Source organism: Sediminibacillus halophilus (assembly GCF_900103695.1).
Lineage (GTDB): Bacteria > Bacillota > Bacilli > Bacillales > Amphibacillaceae > Sediminibacillus > Sediminibacillus halophilus.
The window spans coordinates 482,025-508,606 of sequence record NZ_FNHF01000003.1 but is presented as its reverse complement, the minus strand read 5'-3'; the positions used below and the strand labels follow the sequence as shown (position 1 = coordinate 508,606).

Below are 26,582 nucleotides of genomic sequence, written 5' to 3'. Positions count from 1 at the left end.
GTGTGAAATTGCCTTTGCAAGCGGCAGTTAGGAAAAAGTGTGATGGTCTCACATGGATAAGCAAGCCATCATCACGCATGGAAGCCATGGACCAGGACCGGTAGACGGAACTATTTCCGCCATTTACCAGAAAACAACCTATGCCCTTCTAGCTGTTCCTTTCCGCTTCATATCTTCCTCCATGGACTGGAAAAATTCTTCGTTATTTTTCGATGCCCTCATCCGACGAAGGAAACGCTCGACAAAGTCATTGGAGTCTTGCATTGTTTTCCTGATCGCCCAAATTTTATCCAGATGATCTTTGGAAACAAGCAATTCTTCTTTTCTCGTACCAGAACGCAAAATATCGATTGCCGGATAAATACGACGCTCCGCGAGACTTCGATCCAGGTGTAGTTCCATATTACCTGTTCCTTTGAATTCTTCGTAAATAACGTCATCCATGCGTGAGCCCGTATCCACCAGAGCAGTTGCCAGGATGGTAAAGCTTCCGCCTTCTTCGATATTACGCGCAGCACCGAAGAACCGTTTAGGACGATGGAAGGCTGCCGGGTCGATACCACCGGACAACGTACGTCCGCTTGGCGGAATGACCAGGTTATAGGCCCGCGCCAATCTGGTAATGCTGTCCATCAGCACGATGACATCCTTTTTGTGCTCCACGAGCCGCATTGCCCGTTCCAGCACAAGTTCGGACACTTTAATATGGTTTTCCGGTACTTCATCAAACGTAGAGCTGACCACATCGACATCCGGGTGTACAGAGCGTTCGATATCCGTCACTTCTTCCGGACGTTCATCAACCAGCAGAATAATCAGTTTCGCATTGGGATGATTTTTGGAAATACTGTTGGCGATTTGTTTCAACAGCATGGTTTTCCCCGCTTTTGGAGGGGCAACAATCAGTCCGCGTTGTCCAAATCCTACTGGTGTCATTAAATCAATAATCCTTGTCGACAGCTTTCTTGTTTCTGTCTCCAAACGCATTAAACGGTCTGGATACAACGGCGTCAAGGCAGGAAAGTGGACACGTTCTTTGGCGGTCTCCGGATTTTGGCCGTTTACCGCATCTACATGAAGCAAACCGTAATATCGCTCATTTTCTTTTGGAGGACGCACCTTTCCAGACACCTTATCACCATTGCGCAGGTCAAATCGTCTAATTTGGGATGCTGAAATGTAAATGTCTTCAGCACTTGGTGAATAATTGATTGGGCGAAGAAAACCAAATCCTTCGGAAGGAATGATTTCCAAAACCCCATCCATGAACAAAAAGCCATCCTTTTCCGCTTGGGCTTTTAAAATGGAAAAAACAAGTTCGCGCTTGGTGAGCTTTGCATAATAGGATACTTTGTATTCCTTTGCTTTTTCATATAATTCTTTCAATGTTAATGTCTCTAAATGAGAAATGGTCAATTCAGCCACAAAATCACCACACCTATTAAATTTTAGTATTTTATCGTACATAACCCTTTTGAATTGCTGTATCACTACAGACAGATGCCGGTACCACTAAAAGACACAGCAGCACTTCAGGTTTATTTTCAATCGTAATAAATGGATTGGGTAGTAATGCACTTCCTGTGGAGCCTCGTTGGATAGCTTTGATAGATTAAGCGGATGGAGGAAAATCCTGTAGGAAAGCCGGCGAGTGTTCACTAAAGGCTTTTCTTTTCAACACTATGGGTAAACGCGACTTGCCGCCCTGTCTCGTTGGCAAAAGCCTGCGTTGTACTTATACTATCATTCATGCAAATACTCATGCATTCTAATAGCATAAAAAGCCGATCCAAGAAGAAGTTGAAGGAAAGCATAAAACTAGAATAGAAGTTTTTACATGATTATGTCAATCATTATTTCCAAACTAAACACTTATTAAACTTCTTCCATAGTACCGTTTCTTTCTTGAATATTCAACTATAATTTATCCGGTAGCCACCAAGAATACTGTATCCCCTTACAAATCCCTGTTGACAACTCCATCGCTCGTTCTTTATATGGGCATACAATTAAAGTGGAGTGCTAGTCTGAGGACATGGGAAAAGCCTGTCCAGCCTGTGGGCGGACCGGACAGCTTTTCCTTTTAGCGCTGGCTTAATCAACTCGGCTAGCGCCCATTCAATCACTAATCAAGAATTTTGAAACTGCTCCACTTCTTCAGCGGTCATTTCCTCCCGCCAAATTTTCGCGCCCAGATTGGACAGCTTCTCTGTAATTTGTTCATACCCCCGGTCTATGTGCTCCAAACCGGTTATTTCCGTCACGCCTTCGGCCATCAAACCGGCCGCAATTAATGCAGCACCTGCCCGCAGGTCACTCGCTTTTACTTTCGCACCTTCCAGCTGGACTGGTCCGGAAACGATTGCCGACCCGCCTTCCACCTTGATTAGTGCATTCATTCTGCGCAGTTCATCAATATGTTTCAATCGGGCCTGATAGATTGTATCCGTCACTACACCGGTCCCTTTCGCCTTGGTCAGCAAAGAGGTGAACGGCTGCTGCAGATCGGTTGGAAAACCAGGGTGAACAAGCGTTTTGATATCGACACTCTTTAACTCTTTTCCAGGCTGGATGAGCAGCTGCTCATCTCCTTCGTCGATCGATACGCCCATCTCACGGAGTTTGGCCAGCAAGGATTCAAGGTGCTGTGGAATAACATTGTCAATCAATACTTTTTCTCCCTGGGCAGCTGCCATGATTGTGTAAGTCCCTGCTTCGATTCTGTCTGGGATGATGGTATGCATACAGCCTGTCAGGTTTTCACATCCCTCAATCCGGATAACATCCGTTCCGGCTCCCTTTATTTTCGCACCCATGCTGGTGAGCAGTGTTGCCACATCAATAATTTCCGGCTCCTTGGCTGCATTTTCGATGACTGTCTTCCCTTTTGCCCTAACTGCAGCAAGCATAATGTTTATCGTAGCCCCGACACTGACGACATCCAGATATATCCGGGCACCCCGCAATTCTTCCGCCCGCAGGTAAATCGCGCCTTGTTCATTGGTCACTTTAGCACCAAGCGCCTCAAAGCCTTTGATATGCTGATCAATCGGGCGAGGTCCGAGATGGCATCCTCCTGGCAACCCAATTACCGCCTCTTTGAATCGACCGAGCATCGCTCCCATGAAATAGTAAGAAGCCCGAAGCTTTTTCACTTTTCCGCTTGGAAGCGGCATATTGATCATATTGCTTGGATCGATATGAATCGTCTCGCCCTTCCAGGAAACGTCACCGCCGATTTCCTCCAGTAAGTCACCCAATACGTCTACATCCGATATTTTCGGCAAGCCCTCGATAATCACTTTCGATTCTGCGAGTATTGCAGCCGGCAGCAATGCAACCGCACTGTTTTTCGCTCCGCTGATTCTTACTTTACCATTCAAAGGTCTGCCGCCTTCTACGAGTATTTTTTGCATCTGGAACTCCTCACTCCCTGAGATTGTTCGAAACAGTTTTTCTGACAGCAGCTGTCCCTACCGTTGTCATTTGGTTTAAACACAATGTTAATTTAATAGGAATAAGTATGGTGATCCATCCGAACAACCTGCAGTATTCTAGTTAGTCAACCTTATTCTACACAATTTTTGCCAAACAATACTAATTTTACTTCTTCCAATCCGACAAAAGAGTTTGATACCCTGTGCCTTGATTCTTATTTGGCAGGAACAGTCGGTAACTTCCCCTTGTTTATATCGCCGCAAAACGACCTGAGCCTTAATTGCTTCCAGGCTTCCAGCTTTTTCTTCAAACAAAGGCTGTGAAATTGCTCATCTCTTTGAAGCCCTGATTTTTAAGAAGATAGATGTGACGCTTGATTGTCTCCCTAGGAGCAATCACCACGGAAAACTTCATTGTACCACTCTTCTTCAAAATTAACCTGGGATGAAGAGCACGTGCCTCTGTACCCATTGATATTTAACACAAAGGGAACATATGAAATGAATGTGTTTTGTTTAGTATGTATCTTAGTTGATTGTAGTAGGAATGATGGCTTGAGAGTAGGATGGTATGAAAAGGAAACTGCCCGTATAGACAGTTCCCCTTTTTCACCATTTTTAAGCAGCTTTAGGCACGGTTAGAAGAACCAAACTCACGCATTTTGCCAATAACGGTTTGTTTGATCGCTTCTCGTCCAGGTCCCAGGTATTTACGAGGATCATATTGGTCCGGCTGTTCAGCAAGTACTTCACGTACTTTTTTCGCCTGGGCGATTTGATTTTCCGTGTTTACGTTGATTTTGGACGTACCAAGAGAAAGCGCACGTTTAATATCTTTTGTCGGGATACCTGTTCCACCGTGCAATACTAACGGTACATTCACCAAGTTGAATACTTCTTCCATACGGTCAAAGCCTAGGTTCGGTTCCCCTTTATAAGGGCCGTGTACAGAGCCAAGTGCAGGGGCGAAGCAGTCAACGCCTGTCTCATTGACAAGTCGTTCACATTCGGCCGGGATAGCATAAGCAGCTTCGGCATCTTCGACGATAAGATCATCTTCCTGACCACCGATACGGCCAAGCTCAGCTTCTACTGAAACGCCGTTAATGTGGGCCACCTCTACTACTTTCTTTGTCAATGCAATGTTTTCTTCCAGCGGAAAATGGGAACCATCAATCATAACGGAAGTGAATCCGGCATGAATAGCCTGGACACATTTTTCAAAGCTGGAGCCGTGGTCCAAGTGAATGGCAACCGGCACTGTCGTACCATACTCCTCCATCAACGCTTTCACCATCGATACAACCACTTTGAAACCACCCATATATTTTGCGGCGCCTTCAGAGACACCGAGGATTACTGGGGATTTTTCTTCTTCTGCTGCTTGAAGAACGGCTTGGGCATATTCAAGATTATTCAAGTTGAATTGTCCGACACCATAGTTATTCTGCTTGGCTTCTTCAAGCATTTCTTTCATTGAAACTAATGGCATGCTGTTTTTCCTCCTTAGGGTATGTTGTCCTGCTTAGTATGCAATATCCAGTCAATAAGTATTTTTGATTGGGTACAGTATAAGAATACCAACTACCACCCCTCGGTGCAACAAAACAGTTAAAAGATACCGCTTACCCGTTTTTTTCAGATTATTATGTAATCAATTGTTGGTTTTTTTCGCCAATATCCGGTTGACTCTCTCTCTTGCGTCCTCGATATTGAACGGTTTGGCGAAGATCTCTTCCACCATGGGGAATTGATCCTTTTTCCCTTCTAACTCTTCGGCCAAGCCGCTCATTAAGATTGCCGGAACCACAACACCACTTTCCTCTAGGCGGTGCAAAAGTGCGCTCGCATCCATGATTGGCAGCTTATAATCAACCATCAGTAAATCAGGCGGTTGATTAACAATTTTGTCAAGTGCCTCCTTGCCATTTTCTGCTGTTTTAATTTCATACCCTTCTGTTTTCAAAATTTCCTCCAGCAGCAAACGAATTCCCGGTTGGTCATCAACGATCATTACGGTTTTTTTTCATTTGTTCTTCAACCCTTCCTGATTTGAAACTATTACGTGATATGTAAGCATTTTTCTATTTCTTTCCCGTTTTCCCTATAGGTTTAGCAGTGCACCCCTCTTTGTTAAACGGATTCCCGTCAAATTACCCATCAAAAGAGTGATACTTTTTACCCATTAATCATATTTCCACATGTTGGGTGGAATGTAAAGATGCCAAGTCTATTATTTGTTCGATATAAAGGTACAATTTCCTGCTGAATTTGAAGAATTATGTCTTCTTGTTTAGATTTCATCCCTTTCGTTCCGATAAAGCTATTTTTGGGATAACTTGTCGCTTTCTCCCCTGTTAGCTCAAGTTTATTAGACCCAATAGCTAATAAGCTCCAAAGAAAACAGGCGGAACTATCCTCATTGAGTAAAAGGAAGCCCTGTGATTAGCGAAAGAAATACCCGGAGCATCCTGCGTGAGCATTAGTTCATGGAAGCTTTGCAACCAACCGCGGAAAGCGCAGGGCTTTTCTGCGACGATTGGCTTAACATTATTCTCACAAAGATTAGAAAGAAACAATGAGAACGTGTCGCAGTTTATGCCTATTTTGACAAAAAAGTCATCCATTCAGAAAGCTGACACACAAAAAAAGCGCACCGTTTGTCTTGGGACGCACGGCTGCGCTTTTTGTAACACACTTATCTATTGATTGTCTCTAAATGTCGCAGAAGCAGCAATAAACCCATCAAACAGCTGTTGCGGTCGATTTGGTCTTGATTTGAATTCCGGGTGGAACTGGGAAGCGACGAACCAAGGGTGATCTTCCAACTCAATCGTTTCAATCAACCGGCCGTCCGGACTTGTCCCGGAGAAAACAAACCCTTCCGCCTCCATCTGTTCCCGATAAATGTTGTTGAATTCAAAACGGTGGCGATGACGTTCATATACGACGTCTTCCTCTCCATATGCTGCCCGTGTTTTAGTGCCTTGTTTCAATCGGCAAGGATACACGCCAAGCCTCAGGGTACCGCCAAGATCCGACACATCCTTCTGTTCCGGAAGCAGGTCGATAATTGGATGCGGAGTATCGGGATTGATTTCCGCCGAGTGCGCCCCATCCAAACCGAGGACGTTACGAGCAAATTCGACTGTCGCCAATTGCATGCCAAGACATATTCCCAAGAATGGGACCTTGTTTTCCCGTGCATATCGGATCGCATCGATCTTGCCTTCAATTCCTCTGTCACCAAAACCGCCGGGAACCAATATTCCATCCACACCCTCAAGTTTTGCTGCCACATTTTCTGCCGTTACTTGCTCGGAGTTAATCCAGCGAATATTGATGTCCGAGTCGTAATGATAACCGGCATGCTTCAATGCTTCTACTACCGAAATATAAGCATCCGGAAGTTCCACGTATTTTCCGACCAAACCGATCGTTACCTGGTTGGTAAGACTGGTAACTTTATGGACTAATTCGTTCCACTCTGTCATATCGGCCGGTTCACAAGCAAGACCGAAATGATCACAGGTTAATTGGTCCAACTGCTGAGCTTGCAGGGAGATCGGAACATGGTAAAGCGTATCGGCATCGCCAGCCTCTACCACGGCCTTCGGATCAATATCGCAGAACAAAGCGATTTTATCCTTCATGTCCTGGCTGATTTCCATCTCTGTACGAAGCACAATGACGTCCGGCTGGATACCAAGGGAACGAAGCTCTTTCACGCTATGCTGTGTGGGCTTTGTCTTCATTTCCCCGGCTGCTTTCAGGTAAGGGACCAGCGTACAATGCAGATACATAACATTGTCCCTGCCGATATCGCTTTTGATCTGCCTGATTGCTTCTAGAAAAGGCAGGGATTCAATATCCCCTACTGTTCCGCCGATTTCGGTGATGACTACATCTGCATTGGTCTGTTGGCCTGCACGAAATACCTTGTCCTTGATTTCATTGGTGATATGAGGGATCACTTGGACTGTTCCTCCGAGGTAATCGCCTTTTCGTTCTTTCTTGATTACCGTCGAATAGATTTTACCTGTGGTTACGTTGCTGTACTTGTTAAGATTAATGTCGATGAATCGCTCATAGTGTCCCAAGTCCAGGTCTGTTTCCGCTCCGTCCTCCGTTACGAAAACTTCTCCATGCTGGTACGGACTCATTGTACCAGGATCGACATTGATATATGGATCAAATTTCTGGATGGTTACATTTAATCCCCGATTTTTAAGCAAGCGTCCCAGCGACGCTGCCGTTATTCCTTTTCCAAGTGAGGAGACAACTCCTCCTGTTACAAAAATATATTTTGTCACCCTGCATCCCTCTTTCTATGTTAATGATTCATTGAATGAACTGGTCCTTTTAAAAATAATCATCATATTACAACCGGCAAACAATAGCAAGCTTTTGCTTATCGGTTAGACTTTTCCAATCAGCTGTTTTTTATGAAGGGAAGGCAGTTTTCTTTATGATAGTGTTTATCCTATCCTTCAATAAAAACGAAAGCACTCTAAAAAGCATGCCTTCTGTGCTTGTTAGATGAGCGACGATCCTCCGCCGGAAAAGTGAAACAATCCAAGTACTCCCGAAACTGAACTAAAGGAGCCAGTTTCTGCATCTGCCACGACCATGCAACCCTGTTTGGGAAAATGGTCATTTATTCATGCTAGCAAGATTCCTTTACACTACAGCTTGTCCAGAATAAACACATCATGCGGAAAGTGAATATGCATTTTTTCTCCCATAAAATAGGAAAAGCGCTCCCCTGTTCAGGGGAACGCTTTTATAAACGAACAATAATTTAAAGAGCCCAAATAAAATTTTACTCACTTGCCTATGGAAAGTCAAGCGTCGTTTTACTTAGTTATAATTGTCATCATTCTCATCGTCGTCATCTTCATCACCGACATAAGAAACGTCTTCCTCGACAACTTTCTGATCTTCATCATCAAGTTTACCGCTGCGGAAGTCGCCGTCGTACTCGCTATCCTCATCCGCATTATCGGTATCGTCATCCTCGTCGTTAAAATCTTCGTCGTTGTCATTGGCGAATTCATCAGTCGTGTCGATGTCGTCAAAATCAAGATCTTCTTCCAATTCATCAAGATCCTCATCGACTTCCTCTTCCACGTAGATGTCCTCTTTTTTCCGTTTACTTGTTTTTGCTTTTGCTTTTTTCTTTTTCTTTTTCGGTGCTTCCGTGATTTCCTCTTCAATCTGCTCGATTGGATACCAGTCTTTCAGTCCCCAGAGGTTGGATCCAATCGTCAAAAAACGACCGTCCGTGTTTAAGTCGGTATAAAATTGCGCGATATTTTCATCTTTTTGTGCGTCTGTGAAGCCTTTCAGTTCCGTAATACGCTCATATACTTCCCTGAAATCCTTTGCCTTCTTCTCTTCGGCAAGAATTTCACTTGCCAGTTCGATCATGGATAAATCCGCAATCTCCTCGTGGCTGTAGTTTGTCAAGCTCACGGTCAAGCACTCCCTTTACGTCAATTTATTAAACTTCCAGACAGGTTTCCAGCTGGAGCCGCTGCCTGTTTCTAGTTGGTATTAGATCAATAAGATTGCTTCGATCTTTACATATTGGCTGCCCGGTACAACCGGCATGCCATACTGATAACAAATCCTCTCATACATTATATGGTTATAAAAATCAAATTGCAATAATAGCCTATATTTCCAAGGGAAGCGTTAAAAGCGTACCGTTTCTCCGGACAAGAGGTTTGGCAAGTGATTAGAAATTAACGGCTGCTATCTTGTCTAGAACCGGTTCCTGCCGGCTCGCCAATCGGCAGGTTCTTTTCGCATGGATGAAAAACAACTACGCTTTTCCAATCACCTTCCATATCCAATTACTTTTCACATTTTTCGCGGGAAATAAACCTGAAAAGATTAAAAAAAAAATCCATTTACCCTTCCGTTCATTATCCAAAGTTGATTCATAGAAAGGATGCACGTAAAACGAAACGGCATCCTTTCCATTAAGATTGCATATTTTTCATCGGATTTTCTAACACACTTGGTAATTAATCAAGCTTTGTAACTCACTTTTTGCGTGCACAGTTTCAAGCTTTTTAGATACCAATAACCAGACTTTCACGAAGGAGATTCCCGAAGGCGCTAGACCGAGGAGGCTCTACAAGCACACGGTGCAGGGACCCTCTTGTTTAAGCAAGCTAACAACTGTCTGTTGGAAACCAACATATTCGCTGGTCCCTACATATTGCGTCGATATTGACCGCCGACTTGATAGAGGGCACTCGTGATTTGCCCTAAGCTCGCCACTTTGACCGTTTCCATCAATTCAGCAAAAATGTTCCCTCCTGAAGCTGCTGTCTGCTTCAAGCGATCAAGTGCCGCTTGCACTTCTTGTTCATGCTCCTTATGGAACCTCTCCAATTCTTTAATTTGGTGCTGTTTTTCCTCTTCAGAGGCACGAGCAAGCTCCATGCTGTCCATATAATCTTCGGCAGGCGGGTTCGGATTTAGATAGGTGTTGACGCCGATTAGAGGCAGCTCTCCAGAATGCTTTTTCGCTTCATAGTAAAGAGATTCCTCCTGAATTTTGCCGCGCTGATACTGCCTTTCCATTGCACCAAGGACACCGCCGCGATCGTTGATTCGTTCAAATTCCTGTAAAACAGCTTCTTCGACCATATCGGTAAGCTGATCAATGATAAAAGAGCCTTGCAAAGAATTCTCGTTTTTGGTCAAGCCGAACTCTTTATTGATAATCATTTGGATTGCCATCGCCCGGCGGACGGACCCTTCAGTCGGCGTCGTGATGGCTTCGTCGTAAGAATTAGTGTGAAGGGAATTGCAGTTATCCTGAATGGCAATCAACGCCTGCAAGGTCGTCCGGATATCGTTAAAGTCGATTTCCTGGGCGTGGAGAGAACGACCAGAAGTTTGAATATGATATTTCAATTTTTGACTGCGTTCTCCCGCCCCATATTTGTCCCTCATCACGATAGCCCAAATTCTCCTTGCGACACGGCCAATCACGGTATACTCTGGATCAAGGCCGTTTGAGAAAAAGAAGGACAGGTTCGGCGCAAATTTATCGATATCCATTCCTCTACTCAAGTAATATTCGACATAGGTAAACCCGTTCGCGAGTGTAAAAGCCAATTGCGTAATCGGATTGGCTCCAGCTTCGGCGATATGGTAGCCGGAAATCGAAACAGAGTAGTAGTTGCGCACCTGGTGATCGATGAAATATTGTTGTATGTCGCCCATCATCCGAAGGGCAAATTCAGTAGAAAAAATGCAAGTGTTTTGGCCCTGATCCTCTTTGAGAATATCGGCCTGGACCGTGCCCCGGACAGTGGCAAGCGTGCTGGCCCTGATTTCCGCCGCTTCTTCGCTTGTCGGTTCCCGTCCATTCTCACTAGCGAATTTAGCAAGCTGCTGATCAATGGCTGTATTAAAATACATAGCCAGGATGATCGGGGCCGGACCGTTTATGGTCATGGACACCGACGTTTTCGGATCGATCAAGTCAAATCCGTCATACAGTTTTTTCATATCGTCCAATGTACACACACTGACGCCACTTTCACCAACCTTGCCATAAATATCGGGGCGCGGGTCCGGGTTTTCACCGTACAGGGTCACGGAGTCAAACGCCGTGCTGAGTCGTTTGGCCTCATCATCCTTCGATAAGTAATGGAACCTGCGGTTGGTTCGCTCTGGAGTGCCCTCCCCGGCAAATTGACGCTTCGGGTCCTCCCCTTTCCGTTTGAAAGGGAAAACACCGGCGGTAAATGGAAAAGCACCCGGAACGTTTTCCTTCAACAGCCAAATCAGACGGTCGCCCCAATCGGTGAAGCTGGGGAATGCTACCTTAGGGATTCGCAGTCCGGACAGACTCTCAGTACTGATATCCATGGTCACGTCTTTCCCTCTGACACGAAAGGTCATGTCGTCCTCTTGATAGCGCTCTCTTGTCTCCTCCCAACTTTCCAGCAGCTGTTTGCTGCCTCCATCAAGCAACGCTTGCTGCTTCTCAAGCTGCTCCTGTAGCGGTTTCTCCACTTCCTCATATTCGACCATCTCCACCGTCGCCTGCAAATGCTCGATTTTTCTGGCGACAGTGGCTTGGTCCTCTGCCTTTTTATGATAATTTTTGACGATAGAAGCGATATCCCGCAAATAATGGCGACGATCGTTAGGAATGATCACATTTTGTTTTTCGACGTTTTTCGCTTTGGCGAAGGAGGTCGTATTTTCCCAGCCAAAATTCTCATTCAATTTTTCGACAATCGCCGCGAACAACGTATTTGTACCAGCATCATTAAATTGACTGGCAATGGTTCCAAACACCGGGAAAGTCTCCTTATCCTGGTGGAACAGCATGCGGCTCCGCTCATACTGCTTACGGACCTGGTTAAGTGCATCTTCCGAACCCTTTTGCTCAAACTTATTGATGACGAGAAAATCAGCATAATCAATCATATCGATTTTTTCCAGCTGGGATGGCGCACCGAATTCCGCGGTCATTACATACATGGATAAATCACAGACATCCGTTATTGCAGCATTACCCTGGCCGATGCCGCTCGTTTCCACGATAATCAAATCCGTCCCAGCTCCCTTGGCTATATCAATAACGTCATTGATTGACCTGGATAGCTCACTGCTGGAATTGCGGGTTGCCAACGACCGCATAAACACCCGATCGGAAAAAATAGCATTCATGCGGATCCGGTCACCTAGAAGCGCCCCGCCTGTTTTCTTTTTGGTAGGGTCGATGGACAAAACAGCCAGCTTTTTATCCGGAATTTCATTAAGAAAGCGCCGAATTAGTTCATCTGTCAAGGAACTTTTACCTGCGCCGCCTGTACCCGTAATCCCCAATACTGGAATGGTCTTGGTTTCCTGGTTGTCGCGGACTGCTTCTATTGCTGCCGCCTGTTCAGAATTAGCATTGTTTTCGACGACACTGATCAGCTTTGCCAATGCCTTATGGTCCCCTGTAGACAGTCTTTCGACCTCATCCGCCAAATCGACCGGCGGTGCAAAGTCGCATTCCTCCAACATTTGATTGATCATTCCCTGCAAACCGAAAGAACGGCCGTCTTCCGGAGAAAAGATTCGTGCCACTCCATATTCGTGCAGCTCCTTTATTTCGCGCGGAATGATGACACCCCCGCCTCCTCCGTAAACCCGAATATGGCTGGCGCCCTTTTCTTTTAATAAATCCACCATATACTTAAAATATTCGACGTGCCCGCCTTGATAGGAGGAAATTGCTATTCCCTGCACATCCTCCTGGATGGCGGCATTGACGATCTCTTCCACGGACCGGTTATGCCCGAGATGGATTACCTCCGCTCCACTTGCCTGCAGAATCCTGCGCATAATATTGATCGACGCATCATGTCCATCAAACAAGCTTGAAGATGTCACAAATCGGACCGGATGAACCGGTTGGTAAATCTCAACCTTTTCCATCTAAAATCCTCCCCTTCCTAATCACTAAAGTAACCCGTCAACAGCCTGCTGCACGCAAACCATCACCAAGACCAAGCCCCGCCAACAAGAAAGCGACTTGTCGTTCTGTGTACGAAGCGATTGTAAACTCTTTTTGCAGCATCCATCGGCGGAAACCCCACATTTGTCCCTGAATGAAAATGTTGTTGGCAATCAAGGAAATATCTCTTTGTTTAAGCCGGTGCGGAATACTATCCTCCAGCAGCTGCTCCAGCATGGTGACCATTGCTTTTTCCTTTTGCATCACATACTCTTGCGCCTCTTTAGAAAGCGATTTCATTTCCTGGTACATGATGACCACTTCATCCTGCATCTCATCCATCAGCAAATAGTAGGCACGGACCGCCTGCACTAAATGGTCTAAACTGGCATTTTCGTTTGAAAAGGCAGCCTCCATACGCGCCTTCACCTTTTCGTATATCGAGTCGCAAACCAAAAAAAGGACGTCTTCCTTGGTGCGGATATATTCATAAAGCGTGCCAATGCTGAACCCCGACGCTTTAGCTATCTCCCTGGTCGTGGTCCGATGGAATCCCTTTTCTTTAAATAAGGTGACCGCGCCCTTGATCATCTGATTACGCCTCCGCTCGATTAGTTGCTCATCTTTAATCGTTGAAGTGACTTTACTACCGTTCATTTCCCATCACCTCCCGCTTCCATTTTTGAACCAGATTCACCACCAAGGTATATGCCTTTACTCGATGAATATGCTCCGGATAAATGTAGAGTGCCTATTCTTTCGTCAACATCCGGCCGATGACAAGACGCTGGATTTCATTCGTTCCTTCATAGATTTGCGTAATTTTGGCGTCTCGCATATACCGTTCGACTGGATAATCCTTCGTATAACCATAACCGCCATAGACCTGGACTGCTTCAGTCGTAATCCGCATCGCTGCATCGCCGGCAAACAATTTCGACATGGCTGATGCCTTGCCGTATGGCTGTCCGTTCGATTCCAGCCAGGCAGCCTGGTAAGTTAGTAAACGGGCAGCCTCTATATCGGTCGCCATATCTGCGAGTTTAAACGATATTCCCTGGTTTTGGGCGATTGGTTTTCCGAACTGCTCCCGTTCCTTCGCATAACTGACGGAGGCATCCAGTGCTCCTTGTGCAATTCCAAGTGCCTGAGCTGCAATTCCGTTTCGGCCGCCGTCCAATGTCGTCATGGCTATCTTAAACCCTTGCCCCTCTGCACCAAGAAGGTTTTCTTTTGGAACACGGCAGTTTTCGAAAATCAGCTCAGTCGTCGGAGAAGAGCGAATCCCAAGCTTCCTTTCCTTTTTCCCGAATGTAAAACCAGGGGTCCCTTTTTCGACAATAAAAGCACTGATGCCACGATGCTTGGCATCCTGATCGGTTTTGGCAAAAACGATATACGTATCGGCGACGCCTCCATTGGTGATCCAGACCTTACTTCCGTTCAACACATAGCTGTCACCATCCAGGCGTGCGGTTGTTTTCATCGAGGCCACATCGCTTCCAGCACCGGGTTCGGATAAAGCATACGCGCCAAGCTTTTCTCCCCTCGCCAGCTCCGCCAGATAGGTCTGCTTCTGGTTTTCAGATCCGTATTTGTATAACGGCCAGCTTGCCAAGGAAATATGAGCTGACAGCGTCACGCCGGTCGACGCGCAGACACGTGAGAGTTCCTCGACTGCAATGACATAGCTGACAAAATCAGAACCGATTCCGCCGTATTTTTCCGGCCAGGGAATCCCCGTCAAACCTAGTTCAGCCATTTTATCAAATATCTCCCGGTCAAACCTTTCTTCTTCGTCCCGCTCGGCTGCAGTCGGTTCTACTTCGTTTTTGGCGAAATCCCGCACCATCTTTCTTAACATTTCCTGTTCATCGGTTAATTGAAAATCCATCGTTTTTCCCCCTTTTAAACTAGTCAATCTTGCAGCAGATGCTTGCTGATCACGATATGTTGAATTTCGCTGGTACCTTCGTAAATTTCGCAAATCTTGGCGTCACGGAAAAGTCTCTCGGCTGGATAGTCTTTCGTATATCCGTAACCGCCGAATATTTGCACCGTTTCGATTGCTGCCTGAACCGCGGCTTTAGATGCAAACAGCTTTGCCATGGAAGCCTCCTTACCGCACGGTTTATCTTGGGAACGCAGAAAAGCGGCCTGGTAGGTCAGCAATTTCGCCGCTTCCACTTTAGTGGCCATATCCGCCAGCTTAAAGGAAATCCCTTGCTGGTCGGCAATCGGTCTGCCAAATTGTTCGCGCTGTTTCGCATAAGCGACCGAATGGGTTAATGCTGCCTCGGCAATGCCGAGCGATTGTGCGGCTATTCCTATCCGTCCCGCATTTAAATTGGCCATGGCGATTTTAAATCCATCACCTTCGTTTCCCAGCAGCTGTTCTTTCGATAGATAGCAGTCCTCAAAGTTAAGTTGCACAGTACTGGAACCGTGAAGTCCCATCTTCTTTTCTGATTTTCCGACAGAGAGTCCGGGAGTGTCTTTCTCAACGATAAAGGCACTTACCCCTTTATATCCCCCTTCTTGACTGGTTCTGCCAAAAACGATAAATGTATCGGCATACCCGCCGTTGGTAATGAACATTTTCGTCCCTCGAAGCAGATAGCCATCTCCCGTCGGCTTGGCTGTCATTTTTAAGTTGGAAGCGTCAGAGCCTGCCCCCGGCTCCGTCAGCGCAAATGCTCCCAAATACTGGCCGCTTGCCAGTCTGGGCAAATATTTTTGCTTCTGCGCTTCGCTGCCGAAGGATAAAATCGGATTGGTTCCAACCGACGTATGTACTGATAGAATGACCCCCACTGTCGCACTTACCTTGGATAGTTCGTGAAGGGCAATAATATACGAGGTGTAATCCATAGCACTGCCTCCGTATTCTTCCGGAATGGGGATGCCCATAAGTCCGAGCTCCCCCATCCGTCGTACGATTTCAACAGGAAACCGATCTTCCGTTTCCATTCGCTGTATTTCCGGAGCGACTTCCTTTTCGGCAAAGTCCCGAACCATTTTGCGCATCATTCGTTGCTCGTCGGAAAATGTGAATTGCATTCTGTCCGCCTCCTTCCTTTTATTGCTTATTCCTGATAGTTGTAAAAACCGCGACCAGTTTTCTTTCCGAGCCACCCGGCTTTTACATATTTGCGCAGCAGCGGACAAGGACGGTATTTACTGTCACCTAATCCTTCGTGCAGCACTTCCATGATATAGAGACATGTATCGAGACCGATGAAATCAGCCAGCTGGAGCGGTCCCATTGGATGATTCATCCCCAATTTCATCACAGTATCGATATCCTCCGGAGAGGAAACCCCTTCATATACTGCATATACCGCTTCATTGATCATCGGCATTAAAATACGGTTGGCAGCAAACCCGGGATAGTCATTGACTTCCACTGGTGTCTTTTCCAACTGAACTGCCAGCTGTTTGACTGTTTGGTACGTTTCCTCGCTTGTCTGCAAGCCCCGGATCACTTCGACCAGCTTCATAACTGGTACCGGGTTCATGAAGTGCATGCCGATTACCTTTTCCGGCCGGCTTGTAGAAGCAGCAATTTCGGTTATCGGCAATGATGATGTATTGGTAGCCAACAGGGCATGTTCTGGTGCATGCTCATCCAAATCACGGAAGATTTTCGTTTTGATATCCATATTTTCCACGGCAGCTTCAATTACCAAGTCACATGTTTTGACATCTTCCAACTTGGAACTTGGGGTCAGCCGGTTTACCGCTGCCTGCCTGGCCTCCCCAGTTAGTTTGCCTTTTTCCATTGCTCGCTGAAGCCGTTTTTCGATTCCTGTTATTCCTTTTTGCAACGAGGCTTCTGAGACATCATATAGTAATACCTCCAGACCCGCTGTCGTACAAACCTGGGCAATTCCGGCTCCCATCTGGCCAGCCCCTACAACCATCACTTTGTTTATTTGCATGGCTATTTCTCCCCTCGCTTGTAGTATCATCATTTATGGAAATGCTGAATTCACCGCACCTCGAGCAAAACCGCATCTCCCTGTCCGCCACCACTGCAAATGGCGGCAATCCCGAGCCCGCCACCTTGTCTCTTTAACGCATGAATAAGCGTCAAAATAATACGCGCACCACTTGCTCCGATCGGATGACCTAAGGCAACCGCGCCGCCGTTAATGTTCACCTTTTCCAGGTCCAGATCTGCAATCGCACTGCTGGCTAGTGATACGGCAGCAAAAGCCTCATTCACTTCGAACAAATCGATTTCATCCAAGGACTTTCCTGTTTTTTGCAATAAGGCATTAATCACCAGGCCGGGAGTCTGTGGGAAGTTTTCCGCCTCGACTGCTATTTCCTCGTGGGCAAGCACATAAGCTATCGGTTCCAACCCCTCAGCATTCGCCCTTTCTTCCGACATCATCAGCATGGCACAGGCCCCATCATTGACTCCGGGCGCATTTCCAGCCGTTATGGTTCCTTCCTTATCAAAGGCCGGACGCAAGGAAGCTAGTGCTTCCAAAGTGGTCTCTTTTCTCGGTGCCTCATCCTGATCTACCACAACCGGTTCTCCCTTCCGGCGCGGTACCTCGACCGGCTCGATTTCTTCTGTGAAAATCCCTTCATCGATTGCTTTGACTGCCCGCTCTTGGCTGCGCAGCGCCCACTCATCTTGCTCCTGCCGGGTGATGCCGAGCTCTGCTGCTGTCTTGTTACCGTAACTACCCATATGGACTCCGGCAAACGAGCAGGTCAATCCGTCGTGAATCATCATATCCTTCACTTGTTGATCACCCATACGGAACCCGCTTCTGGCATTTGGCAGGAAATATGGGGCATTGCTCATGCTCTCCATCCCGCCAGCGATGATGACCTCTTCCTCGCCAAGCCGGATTAACTGATCGGCCAGCGTCACACTGCGCATGCCCGAGGCACACACCTTATTGATGGTTTCTGTCTTTACTTCCCAGGGAATACCTGCCTCCCTTGCAGCTTGCCGGGACGGGAGCTGCCCCTGTCCCCCCTGCAAGACCGTGCCCATGATTACCTCATCCACCTTTTCAGGCTCAAGATTGCTTCGTTGAAGCGCCCCCGCAATCGCCCTGCCTCCTAATTGCGCAGCAGTCAGCGAACTGAGAGCTCCTCCCAGTTTGCCAAAAGGCGTTCTTGCCCCTGCCACAATTACTGAATTTTTCATGTTTTATTCCTCCCTTATATTGTTAACGCTTTCATTTTCCCGATTGAACGTTCGCTCAATTTAACAGCAAAAGGCAAGGAACTGTTCAGCAGAGCAGTTCCTTCTCCTATTCGCTCTTAACATCACTTTTATATCTAGTAATAAACTTCGCTGTTTATGCCGTTTTTTCCTCTTTCGTCTCAAAAACGGATAACGCTAAGATTTCCGCTACATCCATCGTACTGATATCTTCCTCTACTTCTTTGGCTTTCGTCCCGTCGCTCAGCATGGTTAAACAAAATGGACATGCACTCGAAATCATTGTCGGGTTGACCTTCAGCGCTTGTTCTGTCCGGGCCACGTTTATCCGGTTTCCTGTTTTATCTTCGGTCCACATCAGCCCGCCTCCGGCTCCACAACACATGCCATTTTCCCTGTTCCGATCCATTTCGACCAGGCTTATGCCGGGAATCCTTTTCAGTATTTCCCGCGGTGGATCATAAACGCCATTGTATCTCCCTAAATAACAGGAATCATGATAGGTCAGCGTTTCATTGATTTCTTTGCTCGGTTTCAAACGCCCATCGGTGACAAGGTCATATAACAACTGGGTATGATGGTACACTTCCGCTTCAAATCCAAAGTCAGGATATTCATTCTTAAAAATGTTATAGGCATGCGGATCGATGGTGACGATTTTTTGTACGTTGTGCTTTTGAAATTCTTTGATGTTTTTCTCAGCAAGCTCCTGAAAAAGAAATTCATTTCCGATCCGTCGGGCTGTATCGCCGGAATTGGCTTCTTTGTTTCCCAGGATGGCGAATTTCACGCCTGCTTCATTCATTAATTTTGCGAAGGCCATGGCAATTTTTTGACTGCGGTTATCATAAGATCCCATCGAACTGACCCAGAATAGATACTCAAATTCCTCCCCGGCTTTTTTCAACTCTTTCACTGTTGGAATCGCAACATCCTCATCAAGATCGCGCCAATTCTCCCGTTCTTTTTTCGACAACCCCCACGGGTTTCCCTGGCGTTCGATATTCATCATCGCCCGCTGGGCATCCTGGTCCATTCTCCCTTCTGTCAACACAAGGTAGCGCCGCAAGTCGATGATTTTATCGACGTGTTCATTCATGACTGGACACTGGTCCTCGCAATTCCTGCATGTGGTACAGGCCCAAAGCTCTTCTTCCGTTATCACATCGCCGATCAGGCTGGTACTGTTCACAGACTCCAATCCTGCGGCAACTTCGTCCTTTGCGGCCCCTGCGTTTCTTGCCATTTGGGCCAGCTGATTTCCTTCCGTATTGGCAAAAGCATAGCTAGGAACCCAAGGCGATTGGCCGGTGACAGCGGCACCTTTTTCGGTCAGATGATCGCGGAGTTTGACGATCAGGTCCATCGGCGACAGCATCTTCCCTGTCCCTGTTGCCGGACAAACATTGGTACATCGTCCGCATTCGACACATGCATATAGGTCGATCAGCTGCAGCTGGTTAAAGTCCTCGATTTTGCTGACTCCGAAGGAAACTTCTTCCTCATCGACCTCATCATCCACATCAAAGTCCAATTTTTTCAGTTTGCCCGGGGGCGTCTGCCTGCTTAAAAAAACGTTGGCTGGAGCCGCAAGAAGATGAGCGTGCTTCGATTGTGGCACATAGACGAGAAAGCTGAGAAGTGCCAAAAGGTGAACCCACCAAGCAACGAAAAACACGGCAGCCGCAGCAGCAGGAGAAAGCCAATAGAAAGCGCTTGCAATTAAGGATGCAACAGGCTCTGTCCAGGCCGTTTCATGCCCATGCCAGATCATCCCCATCCCATTTCCAAGCAAGACGGACAACATCAGCGTACCGATAAACAACAGCACAAGCCCTGCTTTGAATCCCCGCTTCAGCCGGACGAGTTTTTCAATATACCGCCTATAAAAAGCCCAGACCACCGCAACGAGAATCATTAAAGTGACCAGTTCTTGAAAAAAAGTGAATCCTGGATAAAGCGGCCCTAGAGGCAAGTGTGCACCTGGAACCAATCCTTTTACAATGAAATCAATGGCCCCGAATTGAACAAGAAGGAAACCATAGAACATCATCACATGGATGGCGCCCGACTTTTTATCCTTCAACAGTTTTTTCTGACCAAACACGTTAACCCAGACACGGTTCATTCTTTTTTTGATTTCCCCGTCAAACTCAAATTTTTTCCCCATTTTGATGTAAGCAATCCTCGTCCTGACTACCCGAACGAATAAGTATATACCATAACCGGTAACAGCTAAAAATAAAATCCAATTAAGCAGCAATAGTCCGTTCATTATCCATCCCCCCAGCTTGTCGTAATGATCTGTTGATGTGACAGTTATTAAGGATTAGTCCGATTCGTTTTCCCAGAATCGCTTCCTCCTCTGCACAAATGCTTATACATCTACTTTATATTATGAATGAACATTCAGTCAACAAGAATATGCGAATTTTTCCACATTTATAGATAGTTTTCAGGCAAAAATGCATACTTCGGTAAGCTCGTTAAAAACTAGTTGGAAAAAGAGGAAGGAGGCACTACTATGAAGGAGGTTATTCTATCCCTGTTAACCGGCTTGGTCGTCGGTTTTATTTTTGCCTGGGGAAAGCTGCCCATACCCGCTCCGCCGGCTCTTGCGGGAGTAATAGGAATCATCGGGATCTATCTAGGTTTTAAATTATTTCATTTTGCTGAGCCGTTGATCCAAAAACTATTTTCTTAGCAACGAATGGATACCGTGGTGCTTCCCCCTTTTTATGTAAAGAAAGCATCTTCTAAAGTTAAACGAAGTCGAGAAGCGGTCTCAGGGCATAGGAGGGGAAGGCACAGAATGAGGATGCCTCTGACCCCCCATTGCTTCATTCCAAAAAGCTTACCAATTATTCTCCCAAGTAGGAGATACTTGAATCGGATGAACGCCTTTTTCCGCTCTCCTGAATCTGTTTGATCTTCCTCCCGCGAATGAACGTTTCCGATCCTGACGTACTTTATTCCTCCCTCATCATCTGCAAACATAAAAAAGAGAGGAAGAAACGTATTTCTTCCTCTCCTTTACGCGAAAACCTAATCCTTAACCGCCTATTAAGAATTGTTGTTATTGTTTTTTCGCTGTTGGCCACGGCGTTCTCCGCCTTTTTGACCGATTTCTTCATAGAATTCTTCGTCATGGTTTCTGGAAGTAGCGTTACCGCCTTTTTGGCCAATCTCTTCATAGAATTCTTCATCGTGATTTTGAGAAGTAGTTTCGCCGCCTTTTTGGCCTATATCTTCATAAAATTCACGATCATGGGTCTTGGAAGTGGTTTCGCCACCTTTTTGACCGATCTCCTCATAGAATTCTTGGTCATGATTTTGCGAAGTAGTTTCGCCGCCTTTTTGACCAATCTCTTCATAGAATTCGCGATCATGATTTTTGGAAGTAGTTTTTCCGCCTTTTTGACCTGCTTCCTCTACTGACATCTTTCTATTGTTGTTATCATTCTTAGCCATACTGTAAAACTCCTTTCCTTAAAGTTAATTATTATCTCTTACATTACTACTAGTTCCACCATCCACCGGCTGGTTAAACCTATCAAACGAATTTTTTTGTATGAAGGAGCCGGAAATTCCTGCTATTTTTAATTATGGGTTTTAGGGGTAAAGGTAAATAATTGTATAAAGAGAGGTGAAACAGCATGCCGAAGATAAAGGACGAGAAAGACTATGTCGATATTCAGATGGGCAGGTTCCAACTGTTCTTTAGCAAAAAGTATCGTTTAATATCTTTAACGAATGATATCGCCCTTGGCCTCTGGTTTTTGTTAGGCAGTATCTTCTTTCTCTGGAAACAGACACAGACAATCGGGACTGTGTTATTCATACTAGGAAGTGCCCAGCTGTTAATCCGTCCATTGTTGAAAATCATCCACGCCTTTTACTTAAAGCGGACGCCTCCCCATCATGAAGATTAGCTATAAAAAAGACTGACCACCATACGGCCAGTCTTTTTTGAGTTTATTTGCATGTCAGAGTAGATAGAAACTGCGCAGTAACTGTAATGTAAATTGCCGTTTCCTATTTAAATAAGAGTGTTAACCACCACCGCTTCGGCAGCATACTTCGCTTTCCGCGGGCACGGCTTCAGCTAACTTGGTAAAGAACACCGCTTTACCAAGTGGATCTTCAGCTCGCGCTGTTCCCGCAGGAGTCTGCGTATGCTACCTGCGCTAAGAAGCGTGCTGATTATCGTAAGCGTAAAAACCTTTTCCATTGAATCCCAACAAGACATCTTAAAAAGGCTTGCCAGGAATCGTGTACTTCTCCTTCATAAAAAACAGTTGGGGTTCCGTCTTTTCTCCTTCTCTTGGACTCTGCTTGTTATCCTAGTTACACGCAGTACCAAGTGATTCAAGAGAAAAATGTCTCGTACACTCGTTTATAAACAGGCAGCTGTTCTCAGCGGAGGAAATACCTGTAGACTCCTGCGGGAGCAAAGGCCTCGGTGAGATCCCGCAGAGCGTTAGCTCGAGGAAGCTCACCAGCCGCCCGCGGAAAGCGTAGGGTATTTCCGTAGCGCTGGACTACACCACTACTATAAAAAGGCCCAAGGTCTTCCAGGAAAGTTACTGTATAGATTATATTTTTTGTGCAATAACAACAATTTCTTAAAACAAACAAATTCAAAATTAAAACCGAACGAGTTTATATCATCGTTCGGTTTTAAACTTGACTGCTATAGCTGTAGCTATATTTTGGTCTCAGCCTTCCTGAAGCGGACACCCCCACATATCTGTTACATTCGTTCTGGAGCTTCTACTCCGATCAGGTCGAGGCCGTTGGCGATGGTAACGCGGACTGCCTCCATCAATGCAAGTCGAGCCTTGGTCCGTTCTGGCTGATCTGTGTCCAACACCTTCTCCGCGTTGTAGAAGCTGTGCAACGTAGAAGCCAAATCAAAAATATATTGTGTGACGCGGTGCGGCGTGCGTTTCACCGCTGCCTCTTCGATAGCAGAAGTGAATTCGCCCAACCGCTTCAAAAGTTCTTCTTCTTTTTCGGTTGCGAGCAAGGTTCCATCGATATCTTTGCTGACTGCAAAACCTTTTTCTTCTGCCTGTTTGAGCATCGTACAAATCCGCGCATGGGCGTACTGGACGTAGAATACTGGGTTTTCGTTGGATTGCGAGCGGGCCAAATCCATGTCAAAATCCAAATGGGAATCGCTTGAACGCATGACGAAGAAATATCGCATCGCATCAATGCCGACTTCCTCCATTAATTCTCTTAGCGTAACGGCCTTCCCCGTACGTTTACTCATCTTGACCCGTTCCCCATTTTGGAACAAGTTGACCATCTGGATAATTTCTACTTCCAGCTTATTCTTTTCATAGCCAAGCGCCTGGATTGCAGCTTTCATCCGTGGAATATAGCCGTGATGATCGGCACCCCAAATATTGATCAATGTATCAAATCCGCGATCCAGTTTATTTTTATGGTAAGCGATATCCGGAGTTAAATACGTATAGCTTCCATCCTGTTTGATCAGGACGCGATCCTTGTCGTCTCCGAAATCAGTCGTCCGGAACCAAGTCGCCCCGTCCTGTTCATATATATGGCCTTCACTCTTCAACGCTTCCAACGCTTGATCGATTTGACCATCCTGATAGAGAGACGTTTCCGAAAACCAATTATCAAAAGGCACCCGGAACTGAGACAAGTCGCCTTCCAATTTTTTCAGCTCATATTGAAGACCGTATTCCCGGAAATATTGGAGACGTTCTTTTGCTGGTGAGTCGCTCCATTTGTCGCCGTATTCCGCTACAAGCTGTTTGCCCAGTTCGACAATATCTTTGCCGTGATAGCCATCCTCTGGCATCTCCCACTCTTTGCCGAGCGCCTGCATGTAACGGGCTTCGACAGAGACCGCCAAGTTATTGATTTGGTTTCCGGCATCGTTGATATAATATTCACGTGCTACTTGATAGCCGGCCTTTTCCAGGATATTGGCCAGTGAGTCACCCACTGCTGCACCACGAGCATGTCCTAAATGAAGATCCCCGGTCGGGTTGGCCGATACAAACTCAATCTGGACTTTCTGACCATTACCGGTCTGGGAACTCCCATACGCTTCTCCCGCCTCCAAAATGGAAGGGACTAATTCCGTTAAGTATTGGTTGTCCATAAAAAAGTTGATGAACCCTGGACCGGCTATGTCCATTTGCTTGATAGATGCTTTGGAGCGATCGAATTGTTCCACGATTTTCTCGGCAATTTGACGTGGGGGCATTTTGGCGATTTTCGCCAGCTGCATGGCAATATTAGTAGCATAGTCGCCATGGTTTTTGTCCTTCGGCTGCTCCAGTACTATGACCGGCATTTCATCCTGTTTTGCCAGACCTGCATCAACCACTGTGCGGCCGATTTCCTCTTTTAGTTTTTCTTCTGTTTGCTGCATGATATTCATCGAGACGCCTCCTCCTAGTTGGATCAAGACAGGCAGTCCGCTCTCTAAGCAGCCAAGCCTGTATCTATCCTTCGCAATATATGTTTCCAAGGATTCCGGTCCATTGGACAGTTCTTGGATGTTTACCTGTTACGATTTCCTCGTTTATAGTATTTCTTGCATAACAGCGACATTTACCATGGTTCAACGCGCAAGTTGAAAGCCCAAGGTCAAGCGGTGCCTTCGCTTCCCTTCACCGTTCATCTTGGTTGTATAACTGATAAACAACTCACCATGCTTTCCCTCTTGCAGTGCTTTAAAAAGTATTTGGTCTGTATGTGTTTCCATGTGCATCGTACCAAATTCATGCCGGTAAACATTTTCGGTCTTTTGTTTTTTTCGGAAAACTTGGTGCATATGCACAGCGCCTGTCCGTTTCACACTGACCTTTTCCGGCTGTATGGTAATCAAAGCCTGGATATCCTCCCCCTGCTCTTGGTGCTCTGTAAAGGTCAGGACAGCGGTATTCCCTTTTCGTATATAACTGCCCGTTTCTTCCACAACGGTGACATCCTTTTGGCCTAAGTCAAAAATTTCGGTCGTTAACTTTATGTCTACGGCTGTTTTATCTGCTGGCAACTTTCCACACCCCTTCATGCGGGTTTTTCGATAGACATTCCTAAATAATTAATTATAAGAATGAATGCGAAAAAACTCAAGTCCCATTGTATGTCAATTGTTGAGCAATCCCAAATCAACCAGTCCATCCACAATGTACAGGAAAGGCGATGGCTTACACAGATACAGAAAGCCGGTCGACTGGCGTACTTGAAAAAACGGGCAAAAATTCAGGTAAGGGCACAGTATCGAGTCAGAATACCGCAGAAAAAAACGCTGCTCACAGGCAGCGTCAATGTACGGCGTTCAATTTATTCATTTCCAATAACGGCAGCTTGGCAAAAAAGTGATCACTCCGTTCGCTTATAAAACGGCGGTAAGAAATTTCCAGCATTTCGAGATCGCTGGTAGCTTTTCCTAAGTAGTATTGCTGAAAAGGGGTTAAACTTTCGAAGCTGCTCAGGATACTGATACAAGTCGGGATGTCTCCGCGAGCCAGAGCCAGATGGGCCGCTTCAGACTCAACCGGAGTCGAAATGCCCGCCGTTCTGCCGTGGAAGGCTGCAATAAAAGGAATGGTATAATTGTTGATTCCTTGTATAGCAGTTAAATCCTCGGTCATATTGGCCAGTCGCTTAGCTTCGAGGGCGTGTTCCATGGCCTGGTGATAGCTGTCGAACAAATAGCCCAGGGCCATCGTGTTATGAATATCAATTTTTTTGCGTGGACAGTGGGTAGTTTGCAAGATTCGATAACCGTGTTTTCTAGCAATAATCATTTCATTGCGTTTCCAATGGAAAGTCAGCAGCATTTCATCCATCCTCACCGAAAACAATTCGCGAAGCATCGGGTCCCCGATTTTGTGGATGTTTTCCAGCAAGCCGTCCAAATAACCACTTAATCTTCCAAATTCTTTCCGTTCAAAATGGGCATATACCCGTAGAAACATATGAAGGGATTCTATTTCGACACTGTCAGCTTCAAGCTTGTTCAACAAGCTCAGATATTCACCCGTTTTTAGCTTTCTTTTTCTGCGAAGATGGATAATCTTGTACAACTGTCCCCATTGACGATTCACTGGATTATCCGATTCCAGATTTTTTTCGATGAGTTGCTCGAGATCATCCAAAAAACCATAAGCATAAAGGAACTCCATGCCAACTCGCTGGTTGGCATCTGCCTCAGCCTTCAGACAATAGCTGCGGGTTACGTCAATCGCTATGTTTATATTCTCGGAAGTAGATAATGATTGAAAAACATGAAAAAGGGGAAGCTCCCCTTCCTGCAAAAAAAACTGATTCCTTGTCCGGCTTCCGGTCCCACTGTCAACAAGCGTCATCTTTTTTTCCTCAATGTTTTTCATAGCTACCCCTTTCCATGCCTAATTCTACAAATAGCGACAATTTATTTTCTATCATACCATATTTTCAAACTATTTTGTCATATTTATCC

At 46.0% G+C, this 26,582-nt stretch carries 19 protein-coding genes; 2 read left to right on the top strand and 17 right to left on the bottom strand.

Translation table 11 applies throughout. The features are described 5' to 3' along the window. Positions 1-138: 138 nt before the first annotated feature. The 13 genes from rho to BLR82_RS12830 all read right to left on the bottom strand — a co-directional run bounded on the left by rho (position 139) and on the right by BLR82_RS12830 (position 20,384). Complete coding sequence (gene rho, locus BLR82_RS12890; protein WP_139186958.1) at positions 139-1,425, bottom strand: transcription termination factor Rho; 1,287 nt, start codon at positions 1,423-1,425, stop codon at positions 139-141. 704 nt (positions 1,426-2,129) lie between these two features. Then, positions 2,130-3,416 (bottom strand): UDP-N-acetylglucosamine 1-carboxyvinyltransferase, encoded by a 1,287-nt coding sequence (locus tag BLR82_RS12885; RefSeq protein ID WP_074599871.1) that lies wholly within the window; start codon positions 3,414-3,416, stop codon positions 2,130-2,132. A 649-nt stretch (positions 3,417-4,065) separates the two neighbouring features. Further along, positions 4,066-4,929: a class II fructose-1,6-bisphosphate aldolase gene (fba, locus tag BLR82_RS12880; RefSeq protein ID WP_074599870.1), complete on the bottom strand. Its 864-nt coding sequence runs from the start codon at positions 4,927-4,929 to the stop codon at positions 4,066-4,068. Positions 4,930-5,091: 162 nt separating this feature from the next. Continuing rightward, a complete protein-coding gene (locus BLR82_RS12875) occupies positions 5,092-5,451 on the bottom strand; it encodes a response regulator (protein ID WP_074599869.1) in 360 nt (119 codons plus the stop codon). A 688-nt stretch (positions 5,452-6,139) separates the two neighbouring features. After that, complete coding sequence (locus BLR82_RS12870; protein WP_074599868.1) at positions 6,140-7,750, bottom strand: CTP synthase; 1,611 nt, start codon at positions 7,748-7,750, stop codon at positions 6,140-6,142. Between the two features lie 547 nt (positions 7,751-8,297). Beyond that, complete coding sequence (gene rpoE, locus BLR82_RS12865) at positions 8,298-8,912, bottom strand: DNA-directed RNA polymerase subunit delta (RefSeq protein ID WP_074599867.1); 615 nt, start codon at positions 8,910-8,912, stop codon at positions 8,298-8,300. Positions 8,913-9,659: 747 nt separating this feature from the next. Further along, the gene (gene icmF, locus BLR82_RS12860) at positions 9,660-12,899 is read right to left on the bottom strand and encodes a fused isobutyryl-CoA mutase/GTPase IcmF (RefSeq protein WP_074599866.1); all 3,240 of its coding nucleotides are present in this window, start codon (positions 12,897-12,899) and stop codon (positions 9,660-9,662) included. Between the two features lie 37 nt (positions 12,900-12,936). Further along, on the bottom strand, positions 12,937-13,575 hold the full coding sequence (locus tag BLR82_RS12855; protein ID WP_074599865.1) for a TetR/AcrR family transcriptional regulator: 639 nt from the start codon (positions 13,573-13,575) through the stop codon (positions 12,937-12,939). A gap of 94 nt (positions 13,576-13,669) precedes the next feature. Further along, positions 13,670-14,812, bottom strand: coding sequence for an acyl-CoA dehydrogenase (locus BLR82_RS12850; protein WP_074599864.1), 1,143 nt, complete (start codon positions 14,810-14,812; stop codon positions 13,670-13,672). 23 nt (positions 14,813-14,835) lie between these two features. Beyond that, on the bottom strand, positions 14,836-15,978 hold the full coding sequence (locus BLR82_RS12845) for an acyl-CoA dehydrogenase (protein WP_074599863.1): 1,143 nt from the start codon (positions 15,976-15,978) through the stop codon (positions 14,836-14,838). A 26-nt stretch (positions 15,979-16,004) separates the two neighbouring features. Next, the gene (locus BLR82_RS12840; RefSeq protein ID WP_074599862.1) at positions 16,005-16,859 is read right to left on the bottom strand and encodes a 3-hydroxybutyryl-CoA dehydrogenase; all 855 of its coding nucleotides are present in this window, start codon (positions 16,857-16,859) and stop codon (positions 16,005-16,007) included. A gap of 50 nt (positions 16,860-16,909) precedes the next feature. Then, complete coding sequence (locus tag BLR82_RS12835) at positions 16,910-18,091, bottom strand: acetyl-CoA C-acetyltransferase (protein WP_074599861.1); 1,182 nt, start codon at positions 18,089-18,091, stop codon at positions 16,910-16,912. Positions 18,092-18,245: 154 nt separating this feature from the next. Then, positions 18,246-20,384, bottom strand: a complete 2,139-nt coding sequence (locus BLR82_RS12830) for a (Fe-S)-binding protein (RefSeq protein ID WP_074599860.1) — start codon at positions 20,382-20,384, stop codon at positions 18,246-18,248. Between the two features lie 249 nt (positions 20,385-20,633). Here BLR82_RS12830 and BLR82_RS12825 point away from each other — a divergent pair, with 249 nt between their 5' ends. After that, on the top strand, positions 20,634-20,813 hold the full coding sequence (locus BLR82_RS12825; RefSeq protein WP_074599859.1) for a XapX domain-containing protein: 180 nt from the start codon (positions 20,634-20,636) through the stop codon (positions 20,811-20,813). A gap of 359 nt (positions 20,814-21,172) precedes the next feature. Here BLR82_RS12825 and BLR82_RS12815 read toward each other — a convergent pair whose 3' ends face one another. Further along, positions 21,173-21,580, bottom strand: a complete 408-nt coding sequence (locus tag BLR82_RS12815; RefSeq protein ID WP_074599857.1) for a KGG domain-containing protein — start codon at positions 21,578-21,580, stop codon at positions 21,173-21,175. 185 nt (positions 21,581-21,765) lie between these two features. Between BLR82_RS12815 and BLR82_RS12810 the strand changes: the two genes are divergently transcribed. Next, positions 21,766-22,041 carry a YrhK family protein gene (locus tag BLR82_RS12810; protein WP_074599856.1) on the top strand — a complete coding sequence of 92 codons (276 nt, stop codon included), beginning with the start codon at positions 21,766-21,768 and terminating at the stop codon, positions 22,039-22,041. 821 nt (positions 22,042-22,862) lie between these two features. Here the strand turns inward: BLR82_RS12810 and argS are convergent. The 3 genes from argS to BLR82_RS12790 all read right to left on the bottom strand — a co-directional run bounded on the left by argS (position 22,863) and on the right by BLR82_RS12790 (position 26,493). After that, positions 22,863-24,533: an arginine--tRNA ligase gene (gene argS / locus BLR82_RS12800; RefSeq protein WP_074599854.1), complete on the bottom strand. Its 1,671-nt coding sequence runs from the start codon at positions 24,531-24,533 to the stop codon at positions 22,863-22,865. A 183-nt stretch (positions 24,534-24,716) separates the two neighbouring features. After that, positions 24,717-25,151 (bottom strand): YwiB family protein, encoded by a 435-nt coding sequence (locus BLR82_RS12795; protein WP_245693803.1) that lies wholly within the window; start codon positions 25,149-25,151, stop codon positions 24,717-24,719. Between the two features lie 271 nt (positions 25,152-25,422). Further along, complete coding sequence (locus BLR82_RS12790) at positions 25,423-26,493, bottom strand: AimR family lysis-lysogeny pheromone receptor (protein WP_074599852.1); 1,071 nt, start codon at positions 26,491-26,493, stop codon at positions 25,423-25,425. Between the last annotated feature and the right edge of the window lie 89 nt (positions 26,494-26,582).

Excerpts from the sequence above, each read along its gene's own strand:
- BLR82_RS12885 (WP_074599871.1), bottom strand. The coding sequence starts at position 3,416 with ATGCAAAAAATACTCGTAGAAGGCGGCAGACCTTTGAATGGTAAAGTA.
- fba (WP_074599870.1), bottom strand. The coding sequence starts at position 4,929 with ATGCCATTAGTTTCAATGAAAGAAATGCTTGAAGAAGCCAAGCAGAAT.
- BLR82_RS12875 (WP_074599869.1), bottom strand. The coding sequence starts at position 5,451 with ATGATCGTTGATGACCAACCGGGAATTCGTTTGCTGCTGGAGGAAATT.
- icmF (WP_074599866.1), bottom strand. The coding sequence starts at position 12,899 with ATGGAAAAGGTTGAGATTTACCAACCGGTTCATCCGGTCCGATTTGTG.
- BLR82_RS12855 (WP_074599865.1), bottom strand. The coding sequence starts at position 13,575 with ATGAACGGTAGTAAAGTCACTTCAACGATTAAAGATGAGCAACTAATC.
- BLR82_RS12850 (WP_074599864.1), bottom strand. The coding sequence starts at position 14,812 with ATGGATTTTCAATTAACCGATGAACAGGAAATGTTAAGAAAGATGGTG.
- BLR82_RS12845 (WP_074599863.1), bottom strand. The coding sequence starts at position 15,978 with ATGCAATTCACATTTTCCGACGAGCAACGAATGATGCGCAAAATGGTT.
- BLR82_RS12840 (WP_074599862.1), bottom strand. The coding sequence starts at position 16,859 with ATGCAAATAAACAAAGTGATGGTTGTAGGGGCTGGCCAGATGGGAGCC.
- BLR82_RS12835 (WP_074599861.1), bottom strand. The coding sequence starts at position 18,091 with ATGAAAAATTCAGTAATTGTGGCAGGGGCAAGAACGCCTTTTGGCAAA.
- BLR82_RS12830 (WP_074599860.1), bottom strand. The coding sequence starts at position 20,384 with ATGAACGGACTATTGCTGCTTAATTGGATTTTATTTTTAGCTGTTACC.
- BLR82_RS12825 (WP_074599859.1), top strand. The coding sequence starts at position 20,634 with ATGAAGGAGGTTATTCTATCCCTGTTAACCGGCTTGGTCGTCGGTTTT.
- BLR82_RS12815 (WP_074599857.1), bottom strand. The coding sequence starts at position 21,580 with ATGGCTAAGAATGATAACAACAATAGAAAGATGTCAGTAGAGGAAGCA.
- BLR82_RS12810 (WP_074599856.1), top strand. The coding sequence starts at position 21,766 with ATGCCGAAGATAAAGGACGAGAAAGACTATGTCGATATTCAGATGGGC.
- argS (WP_074599854.1), bottom strand. The coding sequence starts at position 24,533 with ATGAATATCATGCAGCAAACAGAAGAAAAACTAAAAGAGGAAATCGGC.
- BLR82_RS12790 (WP_074599852.1), bottom strand. The coding sequence starts at position 26,493 with ATGAAAAACATTGAGGAAAAAAAGATGACGCTTGTTGACAGTGGGACC.